The following is a 20,000-nucleotide window of genomic DNA, read 5'->3' on the forward strand; positions in this document are numbered from 1 at the left end:
CAGCTCCTTTTTTTCTGTGTTATAGTAATTCCCTTACGATTTTTTTGGAGGTCATGATAAATGGAGAACTTTACGTACTACAATCCGACGAAACTGATTTTCGGAAAAGGTCAAATCGACCAATTGAAAAAAGAGCTGAAGCAATACGGGAAAAACGTGCTGCTTGTTTACGGAGGCGGCAGCATTAAGCGAAACGGCCTGTATGACCAAGTAACAGGCATCTTAAAAGAAGAAGGCGCAACCGTTCATGAGCTTGCGGGCGTTGAACCGAACCCGCGTCTGGAAACGGTAAATAAAGGAATTGAGCTGTGCAGACAGCATGAGATTGATTTCCTTCTCGCAGTCGGCGGCGGAAGTGTCATCGACTGTACAAAAGCGATTGCGGCCGGTGCGAAATATGACGGCGACGCATGGGACATTTACAGCAAAAAAGTAACGGCGCAGGACGCGCTCCCGTTCGGCACGGTGCTGACGCTTGCGGCGACAGGCTCTGAAATGAATCCTGATTCCGTTATCACAAATTGGGAAACAAACGAAAAATTCGTATGGGGCAGCAATGTCACTCATCCGCGTTTCTCCATTTTAGATCCTGAGAATACTTTCAGCGTTCCGGAAAACCAAACCGTATACGGCATGGTGGATATGATGAGCCACGTATTTGAACAATACTTCCACAATGTTGAAAACACGCCGCTTCAGGACAGAATGTGTTTTGCGGTCCTTCAGACGGTAATTGAAACAGCGCCGAAACTTTTGGAAGACCTTGAGAACTATAAGCACCGCGAAACGATTTTATACGCGGGTACGATCGCATTAAACGGCACGCTGCAAATGGGCTATTTCGGCGATTGGGCTTCCCATACGATGGAGCACGCCGTATCAGCGGTTTATGACATCCCTCACGCGGGAGGACTTGCGATTCTGTTCCCGAACTGGATGAGATACACGCTTGATACAAATGTAGACCGTTTTAAAAACCTCATGCTTAATATGTTTGACATTGATACTGAAGGCAAAACGGATAAAGAAATTGCGCTTGAAGGAATCGATAAATTGTCCGCGTTCTGGTCAAGCCTCGGCGCGCCGTCCCGTCTTGCGGATTATGACATCGGCGAAGACAAGCTTGAGCTGATCGCAGACATCGCCGCAAAAGAAATGGAATACGGCGGATTCGGCAATTTCCAAAAACTGAACAAAGATGACGTACTTGCCATCTTAAAGGCGTCACTGTAAGATCACATTCCAGGCCGGAGTGGTTTTCAAGCTGCAGATGTAACCGTCTTGGGAGTCCCTCTTTCCGGATTTTCTATTAGTTCATTAGGAGCAAGTGAAACACCCTTTGCCATGAGACAACTATGGAAATCGTTTCATCCGTATCACATGATGCGGATTTGACTCCCTGTTTCTGTACATTTAGCAGAAAAGGACCAATTAACTTTGCGATTGCCTGTCATCTATTTACACGAAATCTAAATCATGAAGATAAAGAGCCGCGAATTTAAAAAAGGGGCGCTGATTCAATCAGCGCTCCTTTTTATGCATTTTGTGTACTAAGGTCCCGCTGCGCCCCCATATAGCTTCCCATTAAGTTTTGATAACCGGGAAGATGACTGGAGATTAATGCGCCAAAACCTTCAACGTCGTTGCGCCAATCACGCTGTAACTCGCATGCTGCGCTAAACCAGTTCATCAGCTGCGCGCCGCCATGAGCCATACGGGTTAATGAAGCATCTGCTACTTGCTTATTAAACGTCCCCGAAGCATCTGTCACAACAAACACTTCGTAGCCTGCTTTAATGGCAGAAAGCGCAGGAAAAGCAACGCAGACGTCTGTTACCACCCCCGCGATAATCAGCTGTTTTTTGCCGGTCGCTTCAATGGCTTTAACAAAGTCTTCATTATCCCATGCGTTAATTTGTCCGGGACGGGCTATTTTTGGCGCATCAGGAAAGAGATCAGCGAGTTCTTGCATGAGCGGTCCGTTGGGTCCATTTTCAAAGCTGGTTGTTAAAATAACCGGTAAATCAAAGAATTTAGCCGTATCACCGAGAGCCAATACATTGTTTTTAAATTCATCAACGCCATAGTCACGCACGAGACCGGAAATAAGGCCGGTTTGATGGTCAACTAAAAGCACGGCAGCATCATCTTTTGAAAGACGGGAATAAAGATCAGACATTTTATCATCCTCCTTGAATTAAGGCAAGTCAGTTTGTCAATGGAAAACGGTAAATCTATTCATATGCTGTATAGATAGAAAGTTATTTCTGAGGTGACTTTTCGTGAGGGTGATGATCTTTCAATTAATCCGGAACGGGAACCGGAGCATGATCAATCCAATGGATGAACTGTTGTAAATAGCGTTGAAGATAACGTTTTGTTTGTTCATCCGTAAGTATGTTTTGAGCGGAATCAATTTTCTCATGGACTTGCGAAATCAGCATTTTTTGAAAGGGCAGAACATTGACTTGCATAGCTTCGAGTACTTCTCTCATTTGCATTTGACCAAAGGAGGTGCCGAACCCTCCGGGGGTTGCGCCGATTAAGCCAACCGGTTTTCTGTTTAAAACAGAAGAGGTCCGCGGTCTCGATGCCCAGTCCAATGCATTTTTTAATACCCCGGGAATCCCGGAATTGTATTCTGGACTTACAATGATGACGCCGTCAACGTCTTGTAAATCAGCTCTAAAGGATGTTACGGAGTCTGGTGCTCCTGCAATTTCTAAATCTTCGTTAAAAAAAGGAAGATTGTCTATTTCAACCCAGCGAAATTGAGCCGCATTATCGAAGTCAATCAATGATTGAGCAATCACTCGATTATACGAGTTTTTTCGTAAACTTCCACAAATAAGACCAATGGTTTTAGTCATAAAATCACCTCCCGGTTTAAAATTATTTTCATCTTAACACGATACCCCAAATATAGACACTATTTTTAAAAATGGACATTTATTACTTAATATACCTGCGCGTTAGCCTCTCAAGAGGAGTACTATATAAAAAGAACCGTCCCATCGGTATTGGCGATGGATGTCAACCTGCTCCAAAGTAAAGGTGATACGTTCCTGGATCACCAACATTCGATTCGTTACCTCTTTCACGATTATTACAAATATAACTATTTCGAATCCGGGATATTGTATAAAAAATGAACGCATCCTTAGCGCAAATCCCGTATTCATCATGCCTTCTTCATGACTTGATTTAGCGGGTGAGTTCATATAAAGTGAAAGAGAAAACAATTCACCGTGATGGAGGGACAAGCAAATGACGCATGTACGCTTTGATTACTCAAGAGCGTTACCTTTTTTCAATGAACATGAACTTACATACGCACGTGATTTCGTAAAAACGGCACACCATAATATCCATGAAAAAACAGGCGCCGGAAGCGACTTTTTAGGCTGGGTGGACCTCCCTGAAAACTATGATAAAGAAGAATTCGCGCGCATTAAAAAAAGCGCTGAAAAAATCAAATCAGATTCAGACGTGCTTCTCGTCGTGGGTATCGGCGGTTCATACTTAGGCGCCCGCGCGGCGATTGAAGCGCTCAATCATTCTTTCTATAATGTTCTGCCGAAAGATAAGCGCAAAAACCCTCAAGTTATCTTTATCGGCAACAATATCAGCTCAACTTATATGAAAGATGTTATGGACCTTTTGGAAGACGCTGATTTCTCTATCAATGTCATTTCTAAGTCAGGCACGACGACGGAACCTGCAATCGCTTTCCGGATTTTCCGCAAACTTCTTGAAGAAAAATACGGAAAAGAAGAAGCGAAAGCGCGGATTTATGCGACAACTGATAAAGAGCGCGGCGCTTTAAAAACGCTTTCTAATGAAGAAGGCTTCGAATCGTTCGTTATTCCTGATGATGTCGGCGGACGTTTCTCCGTTCTGACTGCGGTAGGCCTTCTGCCGATTGCGGTAAGCGGGGCTGATATCGATGAAATGATGAAAGGCGCTCTTGATGCAAGCAAAGACTTTTCCAGCTCGGAATTAGAAGAGAACGCGGCTTATCAATACGCCGTCGTCCGCAACGTTCTGTATAATAAAGGAAGAACCATTGAAATGCTCATCAACTATGAGCCTGCGCTGCAATACTTTGCGGAATGGTGGAAGCAGCTCTTCGGCGAAAGTGAAGGAAAAGATGAAAAAGGCATCTATCCTTCTTCCGCTAACTTCTCAACTGACCTTCACTCTCTCGGTCAATACGTGCAGGAAGGCAGACGCGATCTGTTTGAAACCGTATTAAACGTTGAAAAACCGAAGCATGAGCTGACAATTGAAGAAGCGGAAAATGATCTCGACGGCTTAAATTACTTAGCCGGCAAAACGGTCGATTTCGTCAACAAAAAAGCGTTCGAAGGCACGATGCTTGCCCATACAGACGGAAAAGTGCCTAACTTAATTGTCAATATTCCAGAGCTTAATGCATATACATTTGGATATCTCGTTTATTTCTTTGAAAAAGCGGTGGCGATGAGCGGTTATCTGCTCGGAGTCAACCCGTTTGATCAGCCGGGTGTTGAAGCCTATAAGGTGAATATGTTCGCGCTTCTCGGCAAACCGGGCTTTGAAGAGAAAAAAGCAGAGCTTGAAAAACGCCTTGAAAAATAAAAAGAAGGCTGGCCCTCAGCATGACGGGTCAGCCTTTTTTAAACCGTGAAAGGTGTGATGATGAATTGATGCGGCTTTTATGTAAGCATGTCTTCATTTCCGTCTGTTCCGCCGCTGTCGCCTATTCGGCACTAAAACTGTCTCCTGAATCCCTCTTGCAAACCATCCTGTTTTTCGCTTTCCCTCTCGGCTTGTTTACGGACATGGTCCGGCTGAAACTGAAGATTGGCCGGATGCATACGCTGATCACGAAGTGCTGTCTCTATGCCGCCGTTTTCTATATTTCAACGGAAGCCGTTCTCTCCGCAATTGTGACGTATGTTCTGATTGAATGCGCCGTTACCTCTTTTCAGCGTCTGTCTGCCGCTCCCGGTTCTTCCCGGACGACGTATGAAGATGCCGCAGAGCGGGGACGCTAAAGACAAAAAGGAGCATATGCACATGATCAGCATACCATCTTCACTTGAAGGGCAATCGTTTTTACTCCGCGAACTGGAACAGGTGATGAAACCGATCGGTTATACCATCGGAGGCGGCTGGGAGTATGACCGCGGGTTCTTTGATTACAAAATTTCCGATCAGGACGGCTATTTATTTCTCCGTATCCCTGTTGAAGCAAATAAGGGACACCTGGATGAACGGGGGGCCGCCGTTACAATCGGCACACCCTTTTTGCTGAGGCACGTTTATCAGCAGGAAACGGATGATGCAGCAGGCGGCGGTGTTTTTGAGTCATTATTCAACCAATTCTCCGAGCCGAAACGGCGGGATGCGGCAATTGACCGCTCATATACAGATATCGGCATCTCGCTTGTGAAAGAGCTGGAAGACGTCCTGCTGCATTAAAGAGCCAAAAACAGATCAGTATCGAGCACCTGGTATGACAGGGGAGGGGTCAGCATCGGCCCCTCTTCTTTTTGTATGCCGATGATCGTGGTACTCCGTTTGAGATAATAGAGCGCACAGTCATGATAAGATGAGCCCTTCAGTTCCTCGGGGACGGGAATGATGCGCACCTTTTTCTCCAGCGTCAGATCTGACAGCGTTTGCGGTTTGGCAAGCTGCAGCTTGACCCGGTAATGCTCAAACATCACCCGGCTCGACAGGCGTGATGTGCACAGAATCTTATTGGCTCCTGCGCGCTCGGCGTTTTTGACATACCGTTCCGTTAAAATTTCTACGATACAATAAACGGACGGATGCAGCCCTTTGATGGCGAGAAGCGTTAATACCGACAGCATATCAGCTTCGGATTCATTTTTCTGCTGGTCCGCTGTCAGAATGACGGTATCAGCTTCCGTAATATTCGCCTTATTGAGCGTGCTGTCATCAGCGGCATGTCCGCGGATGAAATGGACGTTTTCAATAAGCGGCCCTTCCCTTAATGAATCATCAATCAGGACGACAGTTTTTGACGGTGCGATGTGCTGCAGTTCTTTCAGCAGCATATGCGATTTTTCATTCCATCCGATAAGAATGACGTGCCCCTTGCCTTTAAAGGCGACCTTCCCTTCGACATAGCGGTGCTGTTTGCTGAATACGGCTGAAGAAAGCGTGGCGAAATAGGCGGTCACAAAACTCGCTCCGCTTAATACAAGCACCATGCCGGCAATCTGCCCGAGCGGCGTCTGCGGAACGTAATCGCCGTAGCCGACTGTGGCCACCGTAATCACCGCCCACCAAACCCCTTCAAACACAGACGTGAACTGCTTCGGTTCGAGCATGTATATGAGTTGGCCGAACAATAAAATCAAGGCGATAATGATCAGCCCGATCCGAACATATAACGGCCATCTCAGCCAGGAAATAAATATACGGTTTGATTTCATTCGTCCGGCTCTTCTTTCGACAGAGAGATGGATAAAATCTGCTTAATAATGGTGTTTAGTTTTTTGTCCAGCTGTTCCTGGCCGTATGAGTCACGCGCATGTCTGATTAAATCGGCCGTCTCATCTTCAAACTGAATGAGAGGTTCGTCGTTTTCCGATTCATTATAGAGCTGGATGAAGGCGTCAAGCCCTTCGTTCATTCTGTCTATCGCATTGCTCAGCTGTTCTTTCTCGCCATTTGTCACTTTCATGTCGATCACACCTGTATCTTTTTTTATACAGTATGTCCCAGTTCGTTTGATGTCTTTCAAAAATCACCGAAAACATATTCACCCTTATTTTTTCATATGATAAAGAAAGCGGACCGAAAAAGGGTGAGTCAAATGACGGTCATTCAAAAACTGCTGGCGGCGCTGGCCGGAGCGCAGCTGCTTGCTTCGGCGGCCGTATTGCTTATTTTCGATTTGAATGGATACAATCACATGTCCGGCGGATTTTCATGGCTTGTTTTTGCAAAAGAGACCGCAGGCACGTTTCCGTTTTACATCGGAATGGCCGGGTGTATCCTCATCATGCTCGGAGGATTGATTCCTGTCAGAAAAAAGAAGCGGATTTCTGTACAGGAAAGCGGGCAATCATTAAAATAATATATAAGCAGATCGTACGATATAAGAGAAAAAGGAAGAGGATAATATGCTGTTTATCTTTTTAACAATTGCTGCATTGGGATTGTCGTTTTGGGCACAATTTAAAGTGAAAAGCAATTTTCAGAAATACTCAGACGTGGAAGCCTCCAGTCAGCGGACGGGGGCGGAAACGGCAAGACGGATTCTTGATATTAACGGTTTATATGATGTGCCGGTAGAACCGGTAAGAGGCACTTTAACAGACCATTACGACCCGACGGAGCGGGTGGTGCGTTTATCTGAGCCGGTATATTACGGCCGCTCCATTTCCGCCATTTCCGTCGCTTCTCATGAAGTCGGACATGCTTTGCAGCATCAGGAATCATACGGCGCGCTTGTGCTGAGGCACAAAATTTTTCCGGTCGTCAATTTTGCCTCCGGGGTTGCCCCTCTGCTTTTCTTGGGCGGGATGCTCCTGGGCAGCTTGAACTTAATCGGACTCGGCATTATTTTGTTTTCGGCCGCTGTTTTTTTCCAGCTTGTCACACTGCCTGTCGAGTTTAATGCCAGCGCGAGGGCGAAGCGGATTATCGTGTCGGAAGGATTCATTCGCAACAGTGAAGAACACGGCGTGAATAAAGTGCTGAACGCCGCCGCGCTGACGTATGTGGCTGCGGCGCTCGTTTCATTATTCGAGCTGCTTCGTTTTGTGATGATTTTCTTAAATGGTCGTGATGAGAATTAACACGAAGGAGGTGGCCCCTTACCGTTTGCGGTAGGGGTTTTTTTGCTTATATTAAAACTGATTCTCATTATGCTGTTAATCGGATTAACGGCCATCTTTGTCGCTGCGGAATTTGCGATTGTCAAAATCCGCGGTTCAAAAATCGCGGAGCTGGTTGAAACCGGAGACAGCCGGGCGCTCGCGGCGCACAGGGTGATTTCAAATCTCGATGAATATTTATCAGCGTGCCAGCTCGGCATTACGATTACGGCGCTCGGACTCGGCTGGCTCGGTGAACCGACGATTCAGCGGCTTCTTCATCCTGTTTTCAGCCTGATCGGAATGCCGTCATCTATTACGCACGTCGTCACGTTTATTGCGGCGTTTATCGCCGTCACGTATCTGCACGTCGTCATCGGAGAGCTTGCGCCGAAAACGATATCCATTCAAAAAGCCGAAGCCGTCAGTTTGTGGACGGCGAAACCGCTCATTCTGTTTTATAAAGTGATGTATCCGTTTATTAAGCTGTTAAACGGCTCAGCCGGATTTTTGGTCAAGCTGTTCGGTTTTCATTCGGTGAAAGAACATGAGGTCGTGGTCAGTGAAGAAGAATTGCGGCTGATTTTGTCCGAAAGCTATAAAAAAGGTCAAATCAATCAATCTGAATTCCGTTACGTTAATAAAATATTTGAATTCGATAACCGGGTCGCCAGAGAAATCATGGTGCCGCGCACCGAAATCGCCGCCATCTCGCTTGAACAGTCAGTTGATGAAGCCATACATTTGATCATCAACGAACGGTATACGCGATATCCGGTTATTAAGGAAGACAAAGATCACATTCTCGGCATTATTAACAATAAGGATTTATTTAAAGCGTATTTTCTCGGCCGCTCCATTGAATTAAAAGAAATTATGCGTCCGGTCATCAGAGTCATTGAAAGCATCCCCGTTCAGGAGCTTTTGATCCGCATGCAGAAGGAGCGGATTCATATGGCGATTCTCGTTGACGAATACGGCGGCACGGCGGGACTTGTGACCGTCGAAGACATATTGGAGGAAATCGTCGGGGAAATCCGTGATGAATATGACCAGGATGAAATGCCCCACATCGTCAAAAAAGGCGAACACCATTATGTGATGGACGGCAAGGCGCTCATAGAAGAGGTGAATGATCTCCTTGATATCGCCATCGAAAATGAAGACATTGACACGATTGCCGGCTGGCTCTTAACACAAAAAATGGAGCTGAAAAATGGTGATGTGTTTCATGCCGAAGGGTGTGAATTTAAGGTGCTGGAAGCGGAAGACCATCATATCCGCTTCGTTGAAATTAAAAAAACTGATTTCTGAGCCTCCTGCTTTTGCAATGAGGCTTTTTTTATGGAAAAAATGCTTCTTCGTCCCGCTCCTTCATATGATGTAAAGAAAGGAGTGTCGGTATGAAAACGGATTGGTGGAAAACGGCGGCCGTCTATCAAATTTATCCCCGAAGCTTTATGGATTCGAACGGGGACGGAATCGGCGACATGAACGGCATCAGAGCAAAGCTTCATTACATAAAAGAGTTGGGGGCGGATGTGATCTGGCTTTGTCCCGTTTTTGACTCGCCGGGCGCGGACAACGGCTACGATATTCGGAATTATAAACAAATTGCCGGCGAATTCGGGACGATGGAGGATTTTGACCGGCTCCTTGCGGATGTCCATGCGCTCGGCATGAAGCTGATTATAGACCTCGTCATCAACCATACAAGCGATGAGCACCCTTGGTTTATCGAATCACGCTCGGCGAAAGATTCCGAAAAACGGGACTGGTACATCTGGAGAGACGGAAAAAACGGCAAAGAGCCGAACAATTGGGAAAGCATTTTCGGCGGATCAGCGTGGGAATATGATCAAGAGACCGGCCAGTATTACCTGCACCTGTTTGACAAAAAACAGCCTGATTTAAATTGGGAAAACGAAGCGATGAGGCAGTCCGTTTATGAGATGGTCCGCTGGTGGCTTGATAAAGGCATAGACGGCTTCCGGGTGGATGCCATTTCTCACATTAAGAAAAAAGAAGGGCTCCCTGACATGCCGAATCCGGACGGTCTCCCGTACGTCCCGTCTTTCCCGTATCATATGAATGGGGAAGGCATAATGGATCTCTTAAGAGAGCTGAAACGGGAAACATTTTCGCGCTATCCGATCATGACGGTCGGCGAGGCGAACGGAGTGGCGGCTTGGGAGGCGGCTGATTGGGCCGGTGAAGAAAACGGCGTCTTTCAAATGATTTTTCAATTTGAACATCTCGGCCTCTGGGATACGGAAGATGATCAAAGCATCTCCATTCCGGCGCTTAAGCGCGTCTTGTCCGGCTGGCAGAACAGTCTTGAAGGAAAGGGCTGGAACGCGTTATTTATGGAGAACCACGATCAGCCCCGTTCCGTCTCGGTATGGGGTGACGAACGGTTTTTGACAGAAAGCGCCAAGGCACTCGCCGCGATGTATATGCTGATGAAAGGCACGCCGTTTATTTACCAGGGGCAGGAGCTCGGAATGACCAATGTTTCGTTCCCATCCATTGAAGATTATGATGACGCCGCAATGAAATATCTGTATGAAAAAGAGACGTCCCGCGGCGTTCCGCATGAAAAAGTGATGAAGATCATCTGGAAGAAGGGCCGGGATAATTCACGGACACCGATGCAATGGAGCGGTGAGGCGAACGGCGGGTTTTCTGATGCTTCTCCGTGGCTCGGAGTGAATCCGAACCACACATGGCTGAATGCTGCATCACAATTGCAGGATGAAACATCCGTATACCATTTCTACAGACGGCTGCTCGCCCTCAGAAAAGAACACGGCGTATTGATCAGCGGCACATACGAATTGCTGCTTCCGAATGACCGGCAGATTTATGCCTATCTAAGAAAAAACGGAACAAAAACCGCCCTGATCATCACAAATCTGTCCCGAACCCCCGCTTTATACAGGCATCCCGGTTATCCGCTTGACTCCGATTCTCTCGTGCTTGCAAACGCAGAGACAGAAGCGCACCGCCATGTAACATCCTTTCTTTTAAAGCCTTATGAGGCCCGCGTATATATATGGTGAAAAACTTCAGTCCCGAGGCTGAAGTTTTTTGTGATCTGCGTTTATCATCGCGATCCGACAGGAAAAGACAAATACAGAAACGAATATGGGAAAGGAAGAGAAAAAGAAAGGAGGCATCTATATGCTGAAAAAATTGCAGATTCAAACAAACAGACGGGATGAAATGATCGACATCACACATGAAGCTGAAGCGTTTCTCCGCAAAACAGGCGTAAAAAACGGTTTGGCGCTCATATACTGTCCCCATACAACCGCCGGCATTACCATAAATGAAAATGCCGATCCGGATGTGAAGAGGGATATGCTCAGAAGGTTTGATGAAATGTATCCGTGGGAGCACGAACTGGACCGGCATATGGAGGGAAATACGGCAGCACATATGAAAGCGAGTACAACCGGCGCCTCCCAGCATGTCATCATAGAAGACGGGCGCCTGATACTCGGAACATGGCAGGGCGTTTATTTTTGCGAATTTGACGGTCCGCGAAACAGAACATGTTATATCAAAATACAGGCTGAACCGGAGGAAAACACAAATGAGTGAGTGGATGAGTGCATTATCATTAACAAAGCCCGTCATTCAGGCGCCGATGGCCGGCGGGCTGGTCACGCCGCGTCTGGCTTCGGCGGTATCAAATGAAGGGGCGCTCGGAAGCCTCGCTTCAGGATACGTCAGTCCGCAAGCGCTTGAAAAACAGCTTATCGAGATGAAAGAGCTGACGGACCGCTCCTTTCAAGTAAATCTTTTCGTCCCGGAAGAAAGGAAGATGCCTGAGCCGGAACTTGTTGAAAAATGGAAAGCCCGCATCCCGAGGGCCAAAGACGCCAAGCCGTTCTCTGATCTGAAAGAAGAATGGAATGATTTCGAGGAAAAAGCGGAGCTTCTGATCCGTTACGGAGTCAAAGCGTGTTCATTCACCTTCGGCCTGCCGCCGGAAGAAACGGCGGAAAAGCTGAAGAAAAGCGGTTGTTTCCTTTTCGGCACGGCGACAACGCCGGAGGAAGCGAAGGCCTTTGAAGAACGGGGGATGGACGCCGTTATCCTTCAGGGAATAGAAGCCGGCGGACATCGCGGGTCGTTTCTGCCGGTTAAAGGAGAACCGGCTCTCGGCCTTATGGCGCTGATTCCGCAGGCTAGAGACGCGCTGAATATCCCGGTGATTGCGGCAGGCGGCATTTTTGACCGCCGCGGCGTGCAGGCGGCCCGATGTTTGGGTGCGGACGGCGTTCAAGTAGGAACACCGTTTCTCCTTTGTGAAGAAAGCAGCACCTCACCGGCATATCAAAAAGCCATTGCCGAATCAAAAGGAGCCGACACGCGGCTGACCACTCTGTTTTCGGGAAAACAGGCGCGGGGAATCGTGAATCAGTTCATGAAAACATATGAGGCTGACGAGGGAAATACGCTGCCTTATCCGCTGCATAATACGCTGACAAAGCCGATGCGCGGGCACGCGGCTCAATCAGGAGACGCGGAGTATATGTCTTTATGGGCCGGCCAGTCCGCCGCGAAACTTGAAGGGCCGACAGACGTGAAAACCGTTTTGGACGGATTGTGCGAATCATAATCCAGAAATCGTGAGGTGATGGATGATGAAGATTCTTCAAATGTCCTATAAAAAAAGAGGGACTATTGAGTTTGTCTTTGAAGATTTTCCGCATTCCAAAGTCACCATGGCGCCGATTAAAGGGTATTACTTTGTCCGCGCCATTAAATGGAGCCGACGGGACAGAGCCGTCACCCGACATGATTTAGAGAAGTTTGAATGGGCTGCAAACCAAGCGCTCGGCACGACGGCTTTTTACCGGAAAAGAAAAGCATTCCGCATCCCATCGTCACAATGACAGACGATGGGATTGTTTTAATGCATGATCTGATAAAGCGCGGGTGCATCAAGCCTTGTTGCCTGGTTAAGCAGATAAGCCGGCTGCACGGCATTTTTTTTTCTTAAAGAATTCAATCTCTGAATGATTTGTTCAGCGGTCAGAATCCCGAGACCGTGGGCGAAATATTGATCATTCCCCATCACAATGACATTCTCTCCCCGCCACTGAGCCTTTGCAGGATTAAAATCAGGATTTTTAAAATATAAACAATCTCCCCGTAAAATGTGGCTGCCGGTTTCCGTGTAGATCGGCAGATGCTCATAGTGCCAGTCATACAAAGTGATATCCCGGAAACGCCGGTTAAACCGTTCTTCACCGATTGTCTTTAAGACGGCCAGATAATAAATCACAACAATGGCGGTAGCGCATTCAAATGCGTAAAACGCCCCGTGTTCAATAATGTCCCGAATCGCTTTTGAAGCGGGGATTCTGTACTTCAGCTCCAAGGCTCCTTCCGGCGTCACTCTCCAATAAGCCGTATTTCCGTATGTTTTGGCGAAAGTTGCAAATTTCACACCTGATCCGTGCAGTTCTCTTGCGGCTTCCACAATATGGCGGCGCAGCCGCACCTCGAACATCAGTTCAGCAATCGACCCGTAATCGAATTGTACGGGAGAATTGAGCAGTTCATTTATATACGGAACAAGGCTTTCTTCCGTCTGCCAGTTCGCGATGTCCTGAGGACGAAGCACTTGGCCGGATATGATAATCATCTGCGCGCCCCCCTTCTCTTTTTTTATAAGATATGCAGGAAGCTTGGGCAATGAAAATCAAGTCATAAAAAAGGAGGAAATGTTAACAAAATGTGAAGACTGAGCCGATATATAAGGTATCACACTTGAGGGAGCAGCTTAATATGAAAAAATTCATTAATTGGTGCACAAAGGCATCGATTTCACGTAAATTAATCATTTCATTTATCGTGATCTTAATCATACCGATTCTCGTGTTAGAATTCAGTTCATACCATACGGCGAGCAATTCGCTGGATGATCAGATTTCAGGCAACGCGAAAAATAACATCGAATCTTTTAACACAACGATTACAAATGATATCGGCGCAAAAGCAAAGGCAATTGAATTTTTCAGTGAAACGTTAAAAGGGTCATCCTTCTCAAAGAAAAACATGTCTGCTCTTGAAGAAAAGTTCGGGCAATACACGTCTATTCATAAGGACGTAGCCCGCATTTACGGAGGAACGGAAGACGGCAGCTACGCACAGGCGCCGAAGGAGAATACTCCGGCCGATTACGATCCGAGAACACGCACTTGGTATAAAGACGCTGTGAAGGCTGGCGGCACGCTCGTTGTCACCGACCCTTACACCGCGGCAAGCGACGGCAGCATGGTCGTTACCGTGGCAAAGCAGATGCAGGACGGAACAGGCGTAGTGGCCATGGATATTACGATTGACCAGCTGCTGAAGCAAATGCAGGGAATCAAAATCGGGCAAAAAGGATTCGTGTTTATCACGTCCAAAAATAAAACCTATGTCGCGCATAAAGACCACAAACCGGGCGACAAAGTTTCAACCCCGTGGCTGAATGAGGTATACAGCAAAGACAGCGGCATTATTTCATACAAGCTCGATGATCAAAATAAAAAAATGGCGTTTACGACAAATAAACTGACCGGATGGAAAATAGAGGGGAGCATGGAGCTCACCGAAATTAAAGACGCCTCACAACCGGTGCTGACGATGGGAATGATCGTCCTTGCAGCATCCATTATCATCGGGGGAATTTTAATTCTGTTGATTGTCAGATCCATTACGTCACCGCTGAAACGGCTTGTCCGCTCTTCTAAACAAATCAGCGGCGGAGACTTGACTGAAACCATTGATATCCGCTCGAAAGATGAATTGGGCGAACTCGGCGCGAGCTTTAATGAAATGGGAGAATCTCTGCGCGGACTGATCAGCGCGATCCAAAACTCTGTCGACAATGTGGCCGCGTCATCAGAAGAGCTGACTGCTTCAGCTTCGCAGACAAGCAAAGCGACGGAACATATTACGATGGCGATTGAGCAGTTTTCAAACGGAAACGAAGAGCAAAGCGAAAAAGTCGATTCAAGCTCAGCCAAGCTGAATCATATAAATGACGGACTCGCCGCCGTTTCCCGCACATCATCATCCATTACGGAAGCATCTAAACAATCGAAGGAAGCTGCCGGCACAGGGGAAGAATATGTGCAGCAAACCGTCGGGCAGATGAATCTCATCAATCAATCGGTCCAGCAGGCGGAAGCGGTTGTAAAAGGCCTTGAGGCCAAATCAAAAGACATCACTCATATTTTAAGAGTCATCAACGGCATTGCCGATCAGACAAACCTGCTTGCTTTAAATGCAGCCATTGAAGCGGCAAGAGCCGGTGAATACGGGCGGGGCTTCTCAGTGGTAGCCGAAGAAGTGCGCAAGCTTGCCGTCCAATCCGCCGGTTCTGCCAAAGAGATTGAAAAACTCATTCAGGAAATCACGGCTGAGATTAATACATCACTTCACATGTTCACATCCGTTAATGAAGAAGTTCAATCAGGACTTGCCGTGACGGACCGCACGAAAGAAAGCTTCCAGAATATCTTCGGCATGACAAACGATATCGCCGAGAAGCTTCAATCGATGAACGGCACGGTTGAACAGCTGTCAGACAGCTCCCAGCACGTTTCAGCCGCAGTGACGGATATTGCGGACGTATCTAGGGAAAGCGCAGCAAGCATTCAGGATATTGCCGCATCCGCAGAAGAACAGCTTGCATCAATGGAAGAAATCAGCACATCCGCCGATACTTTGGCGCAAATGGCCGAAGAACTGCGGGAATTAACGAAACAATTTAAAATCAACTAGTAAAAAAGGACGCTTTCCGGAGGGAAGGCGTCCTTTTTTATAGTGACAGCCGGATAATTGAATAAAAAGTCTTGCATACAAAGGGAGTACATAGAACTATTTTTCATTTATGACTTAATTTTCAATGTAATAAAAAGGGAGTTGGCCGATATAAACAGTAAATGATTGAAAGAGGTTTACAAAATTGAAAAAAACAGCAAAAAAAATCGCCAGAAAATCAATAGCCAAAAAACTGATCATTTCATTTTTACTGATCTTAATCATTCCGGTAGCAGTATTGGCTGCCGGCGCCTACCGTTCGGCGGCTTCATCCGTTGAAAAGCAAATGATGGAAAGCGCCGAAGGAAATGTGCAAATCTTAAACAATATGATTGATGACCGGATCGGAATGTTTACAAAAAGCTCAGCATATTTCAGCGAATGGGCGACAAGCGCTAAATTTAAAGAAAAAAACCAAACGGAAATGCAAGAAAGGTTCAAACAGTTTATTGAAAGCAATGATAAAGCATCCGCCGTATTTTCAAGCAGCAAGGAAGGAACGTTTACCCGTTATCCGCATGCCGATATGCCGGCCGATTTCAATCCGCTTGAAAGAAGCTGGTATCAGGAAGCTATGGAGAATAAAGGCCAAACCATCATCACAGACCCTTATGAGTCCATCTCAAACAAAAAGATGGTTGTCACCATGGCCCGCGCGGCGCAAGACGGATCAGGCGTCGTCGCCATTGATATAAAAATCGACGATCTCATCACGATGACAAAAGAAGTGAACATCGGAAAAGAAGGATACGCCTTTATCCTCAGCAAAAATAAAAAAGCCGTTGCCTACAGTGATGAAAAAGCCGGCGCGGCGGTATCGGGAAAATGGGTTGATACATTATTCAGCGGGCAAAAAGGCGACTTTGAATATACGCTGAACGGGAAAGCGAAAAAAATGGCGTACGTGACCAATGAAGCGACGGGCTGGAAGATCAGCGGAACCATGTCCGTGGAAGAAATCAAGGATGCGGCAAGACCGGTTCTGACTCTGGCCGTTATCATATTGGCGATAGCCATTGCCGCAGGGATGATTTTCATTTATTTTGTCATCCGCTCAATTACCAAACCGTTAAAACGTCTCGTAGCTTCAGCGGAAAAAATCAGCGGCGGAGATCTGACGGAAACCATTGATGTCAGCTCTAAAGATGAGCTGGGCGTGCTCGGTAAAAGTTTTAATCATATGACAGATTCACTCCGTTCGCTTATTCAGGGAATTCAGGACTCTGTTGAACATGTCGCTTCTTCCTCAGAGGAGCTGACGGCTTCGGCTGAGCAGACGAGCAAAGCAACGGAACATATCACCCTTGCGATTGAACAGTTTTCTAATGGAACGGAAGACCAAAGTGAGAGTATTGATAAAGCGACAGCCCAAGTGAATGAGATGAAAGACGGGCTCAGTGATCTGGCGGAAGCGGCAGCCGTGGTGACGGAAACGTCAATTGAATCGGCGGAGATATCCGGCGCCGGTGAGCGGCTTGTCAAGAAAACAGCCGGCCAGATGGGCGCCATTGACCAATCCGTAAGTAAAGCGGAGCAAGTCGTACAAGGGCTTGAACTCAAATCGCAGGACATCACCAGCATTTTGCGCGTCATTAACGGCATTGCCGATCAAACGAATCTCCTTGCTTTAAATGCAGCCATTGAAGCGGCAAGAGCGGGAGAATACGGACGCGGTTTTTCAGTCGTTGCCGAAGAAGTGAGAAAGCTTGCCGTCCAATCCGCCGATTCAGCGAAAGAAATCGAATCCTTAATTCATGAAATCGTCAAAGAAATTCATACTTCGCTCGGAATGCTGGAATCCGTCAATCACGAGGTGAAAAGCGGACTTCAATTAACGGACGAAACGGAAAAAAGCTTCCGGGACATTTCCGTTAAAACAAATCAGATTGCCGGTGAACTGCAAAATATGAATGCAACCGTGGAACAGCTTTCTGCCGGGTCTCAGGAAGTATCAAACGCTTCAGAGGATATCGCGGCCGTCTCCAGACAAAGCGCGGCCGGCATTCAGGACATCGCGGCTTCAGCTGAAGAGCAGCTTGCGTCCATGGAGGAAATCAGTTCCTCCGCCGTCACGCTGGAAAAAATGGCGGAAGAATTACGCGAACTGACAAAGCGTTTTAAGATAAACTCTTAATTAAGTCTAAAAGACTAATTTTAAGATAGGTAAAAAGTATGTTTCGTTATATTTCTTCTTTTTGGATGTGTATAATTACCCATAATTGCCGATATGAAGGGTAAACACGCAAGAGGAGATATAGCAGATGAAAAAAATTGTGCAAATCATCAAGCAGAGATCGCTTACAAGAAAACTGCTCATTTCTTTTTTGGCCATACTCATTCTTCCTATTTCAACGCTGGCTTTTATCGCCTATCAATCGGCGGTAAGCACGCTTGACAGGCAGATGATGGGAAGCGCACTAGATAATGTGCAGCAGATTAACGATATGATCAACACAAGCATCAGCCAAAAGGAAGACGGAACGGCATATTTCAGCGACTGGCTCACAAAGGATCGGTACAAGCCGAAAAACCAATCGCAAATTACCGATAAATTCACAGAGTACATGAAGATCAATAAAGACGTGGAATCCATTTATACGAGTGACACGGAAGGACATTTCACACGGTATCCGGATCTGCAGATGCCTAAAGGATATAATCCGCTTGAAAGAGACTGGTATAAAAAGGCCGTGGAAAATAAGGGGAAAGTTGTTGTAACAGATCCTTACCGCACGGCTTCCACCAATACGATGGTCGTGACGGTCGTTCAGCAGACGAAAGACGGCTCAGGAGTCGTCGCCATCAATATGAAAATCGATGAGCTTCTGAAAACGACAAAGAAAGTGAACATCGGAAAATCAGGCTACGCTTTTATCCTGACGAAAGACAAAAAAGTGGTCGCCCACCCGAACCGCACGTCAGGCACAGTATTAAACGGGGAGTGGGCTGAACAGCTGTTCACCAGCAAAAAAGGTGATTTTCAATACAAATACGACGGCCAGGAAAAGAAAATGGCTTATGATACAAACGGGCTGACAGGCTGGAAGATTACCGGAACGATGTATCTGGACGAAATTCATGAAGCGGCCCTGCCGATCCTTCATCTGTCCCTGCTCGTTCTCGTATTAGCGATTGTGATCGGAACCATCGTCATGGTGCTAATTATCCGTTCAATCACAAAACCGCTCAAGCAGCTTGTGACATCATCGAAACAGATCAGTGAAGGCGACTTAACAGAAACGATCGAGATTCAGTCAAAAGATGAATTAGGCGAGCTTGGCAAAAGCTTTAACAATATGGCCGCTTCGCTCAGGTCTCTCATCCATGCCATCCAGGATTCCGTGAATAACGTCGCATCTTCCTCAGAGGAGCTGACGGCTTCAGCGGAGCAGACAAGCAAGGCAACCGAACATATCACACTGGCGATCGAACAATTTTCTAACGGAAATGAAAGCCAAAGTGAAAACATTGAAAGCGCGGCGGAACATATTTACCAAATGAACAGCGGGCTTAAAGATATGGCGAAAGCATCTGCCGTCATTACCGAATCCTCCGCCACATCAGCGGAAGTCGCCAATTCAGGCGGAAAGCTCGTCCACCAGACGGTCGGCCAAATGAACGTCATTGACCGGTCAGTGAAAGAAGCTGAACAAGTGGTGCGCGGACTTGAAACAAAATCAAAAGACATTACAAACATTCTCCGTGTCATTAACGGAATCGCTGACCAGACAAACCTTCTTGCGCTGAACGCGGCAATTGAAGCCGCACGTGCGGGTGAATACGGGCGGGGCTTCTCAGTCGTCGCCGAAGAGGTCAGAAAACTTGCGGTCCAGTCTGCCGATTCAGCGAAAGAAATCGAAAGCTTAATCATAGAAATCGTCAACGAAATCAATACATCTCTCGGCATGTTCCAATCCGTCAACAAAGAGGTGGAGAGCGGACTGGATATTACGAATCAGACCGAAACGAGCTTCAAACGGATTTCTGAAATGACGAACCAGATCGCCGGAGAAATTCAAAATATGAATGCGACGGTAGAACAGCTGACAGCAGGCTCTCAGCAGATTTCAGGAGCTTCTGAGCAAATCGCGTCCATCGCAAAAGAAAGCTCCGCCAGCATTCAGGATATTGCGGCCTCCGCCGAAGAACAGCTGGCTTCAATGGAAGAAATCAGTTCGTCTTCGGAAACGTTATCCCAAATGGCGGAAGAATTACGTGATATGACGAAACGATTTAAAATAGATTAATAGGTCATAGAACACCCAAATGTGCTGTTTGGGTGTTTTTTTTAGTTTTTTTAATAAATCTTTTGTCCTATCTGACGATATTAGA

At 46.8% G+C, this 20,000-nt stretch carries 19 protein-coding genes; 14 read left to right on the forward strand and 5 right to left on the reverse strand.

Annotation, left to right across the window (positions count from 1 at the left end):
• Window positions 1-60 precede the first annotated feature (60 nt).
• Window positions 61-1,233 (forward strand): iron-containing alcohol dehydrogenase, encoded by a 1,173-nt coding sequence (locus SB24_RS14505; RefSeq protein WP_039254091.1) that lies wholly within the window; start codon window positions 61-63, stop codon window positions 1,231-1,233.
• Window positions 1,234-1,534: 301 nt separating this feature from the next.
• Here the strand turns inward: SB24_RS14505 and ycaC are convergent, their stop codons facing one another.
• Together ycaC and SB24_RS14515 are read right to left on the reverse strand one after the other, a co-directional pair.
• Complete coding sequence (ycaC, locus tag SB24_RS14510; protein ID WP_003152112.1) at window positions 1,535-2,179, reverse strand: isochorismate family cysteine hydrolase YcaC; 645 nt, start codon at window positions 2,177-2,179, stop codon at window positions 1,535-1,537.
• 124 nt (window positions 2,180-2,303) lie between these two features.
• On the reverse strand, window positions 2,304-2,870 hold the full coding sequence (locus SB24_RS14515; RefSeq protein ID WP_039254094.1) for an NADPH-dependent FMN reductase: 567 nt from the start codon (window positions 2,868-2,870) through the stop codon (window positions 2,304-2,306).
• Between the two features lie 397 nt (window positions 2,871-3,267).
• Here SB24_RS14515 and SB24_RS14525 point away from each other — a divergent pair, with 397 nt between their 5' ends.
• Genes SB24_RS14525 through SB24_RS14535 form a run of 3 tightly spaced genes read left to right on the forward strand, consistent with a single transcriptional unit; the run spans window position 3,268 to window position 5,466 of the window.
• Window positions 3,268-4,620 (forward strand): glucose-6-phosphate isomerase, encoded by a 1,353-nt coding sequence (locus SB24_RS14525; protein WP_007408647.1) that lies wholly within the window; start codon window positions 3,268-3,270, stop codon window positions 4,618-4,620.
• A gap of 20 nt (window positions 4,621-4,640) precedes the next feature.
• Entirely contained in the window at window positions 4,641-5,039 is a 399-nt protein-coding gene (locus SB24_RS14530; RefSeq protein WP_039254099.1) for a hypothetical protein, read from the forward strand.
• A gap of 22 nt (window positions 5,040-5,061) precedes the next feature.
• Window positions 5,062-5,466, forward strand: a complete 405-nt coding sequence (locus SB24_RS14535) for a YugN-like family protein (protein WP_003152121.1) — start codon at window positions 5,062-5,064, stop codon at window positions 5,464-5,466.
• Here SB24_RS14535 and SB24_RS14540 read toward each other — a convergent pair.
• Entirely contained in the window at window positions 5,463-6,449 is a 987-nt protein-coding gene (locus SB24_RS14540; RefSeq protein WP_003152122.1) for a potassium channel family protein, read from the reverse strand. The two genes, SB24_RS14535 and SB24_RS14540, sit on opposite strands and share 4 nt — an antisense overlap.
• Window positions 6,446-6,700, reverse strand: coding sequence for a protein mistic (locus tag SB24_RS14545; RefSeq protein WP_039254102.1), 255 nt, complete (start codon window positions 6,698-6,700; stop codon window positions 6,446-6,448). Before SB24_RS14545 ends, SB24_RS14540 begins: the two co-directional genes overlap by 4 nt.
• A 132-nt stretch (window positions 6,701-6,832) precedes the next feature.
• Between SB24_RS14545 and SB24_RS14550 the strand changes: the two genes are divergently transcribed.
• The 7 genes from SB24_RS14550 (at window position 6,833) to SB24_RS14580 (ending at window position 12,745) form a co-directional block, all read left to right on the forward strand.
• The gene (locus tag SB24_RS14550) at window positions 6,833-7,096 is read left to right on the forward strand and encodes a YuzI family membrane protein (protein WP_014305698.1); all 264 of its coding nucleotides are present in this window, start codon (window positions 6,833-6,835) and stop codon (window positions 7,094-7,096) included.
• A gap of 46 nt (window positions 7,097-7,142) precedes the next feature.
• Entirely contained in the window at window positions 7,143-7,820 is a 678-nt protein-coding gene (locus SB24_RS14555; protein ID WP_003152125.1) for a zinc metallopeptidase, read from the forward strand.
• Between the two features lie 42 nt (window positions 7,821-7,862).
• Window positions 7,863-9,152 (forward strand): hemolysin family protein, encoded by a 1,290-nt coding sequence (locus tag SB24_RS14560; protein WP_007408640.1) that lies wholly within the window; start codon window positions 7,863-7,865, stop codon window positions 9,150-9,152.
• Between the two features lie 89 nt (window positions 9,153-9,241).
• Window positions 9,242-10,900 (forward strand): glycoside hydrolase family 13 protein, encoded by a 1,659-nt coding sequence (locus SB24_RS14565; protein ID WP_039254106.1) that lies wholly within the window; start codon window positions 9,242-9,244, stop codon window positions 10,898-10,900.
• Between the two features lie 121 nt (window positions 10,901-11,021).
• Window positions 11,022-11,444: a secondary thiamine-phosphate synthase enzyme YjbQ gene (locus SB24_RS14570; protein WP_012118289.1), complete on the forward strand. Its 423-nt coding sequence runs from the start codon at window positions 11,022-11,024 to the stop codon at window positions 11,442-11,444.
• Window positions 11,437-12,468, forward strand: a complete 1,032-nt coding sequence (locus SB24_RS14575) for a nitronate monooxygenase (protein ID WP_039254108.1) — start codon at window positions 11,437-11,439, stop codon at window positions 12,466-12,468. The genes SB24_RS14570 and SB24_RS14575 overlap by 8 nt, the downstream gene beginning before the upstream one ends.
• 25 nt (window positions 12,469-12,493) lie before the next feature.
• Entirely contained in the window at window positions 12,494-12,745 is a 252-nt protein-coding gene (locus SB24_RS14580; protein ID WP_007408636.1) for a hypothetical protein, read from the forward strand.
• Window positions 12,746-12,762: 17 nt separating this feature from the next.
• Here SB24_RS14580 and SB24_RS14585 read toward each other — a convergent pair whose 3' ends face one another.
• Window positions 12,763-13,500, reverse strand: a complete 738-nt coding sequence (locus tag SB24_RS14585; protein WP_039254110.1) for a protein-glutamine gamma-glutamyltransferase — start codon at window positions 13,498-13,500, stop codon at window positions 12,763-12,765.
• A gap of 143 nt (window positions 13,501-13,643) precedes the next feature.
• Between SB24_RS14585 and tlpB (SB24_RS14590) the strand changes: the two genes are divergently transcribed.
• The 3 genes from tlpB (SB24_RS14590) (at window position 13,644) to tlpB (SB24_RS14600) (ending at window position 19,915) form a co-directional block, all read left to right on the forward strand.
• Window positions 13,644-15,629 (forward strand): methyl-accepting chemotaxis protein, encoded by a 1,986-nt coding sequence (gene tlpB / locus SB24_RS14590; RefSeq protein WP_039254112.1) that lies wholly within the window; start codon window positions 13,644-13,646, stop codon window positions 15,627-15,629.
• A 184-nt stretch (window positions 15,630-15,813) separates the two neighbouring features.
• Window positions 15,814-17,802: a methyl-accepting chemotaxis protein gene (gene tlpB / locus SB24_RS14595; RefSeq protein ID WP_039254114.1), complete on the forward strand. Its 1,989-nt coding sequence runs from the start codon at window positions 15,814-15,816 to the stop codon at window positions 17,800-17,802.
• A 127-nt stretch (window positions 17,803-17,929) separates the two neighbouring features.
• A complete protein-coding gene (tlpB, locus tag SB24_RS14600; RefSeq protein ID WP_007408632.1) occupies window positions 17,930-19,915 on the forward strand; it encodes a methyl-accepting chemotaxis protein in 1,986 nt (661 codons plus the stop codon).
• The last annotated feature ends 85 nt before the right edge of the window (window positions 19,916-20,000 follow it).

It is taken from the genome of Bacillus sp. Pc3, assembly GCF_000815145.1.
Classification (GTDB): Bacteria; Bacillota; Bacilli; order Bacillales; family Bacillaceae; genus Bacillus; species Bacillus velezensis.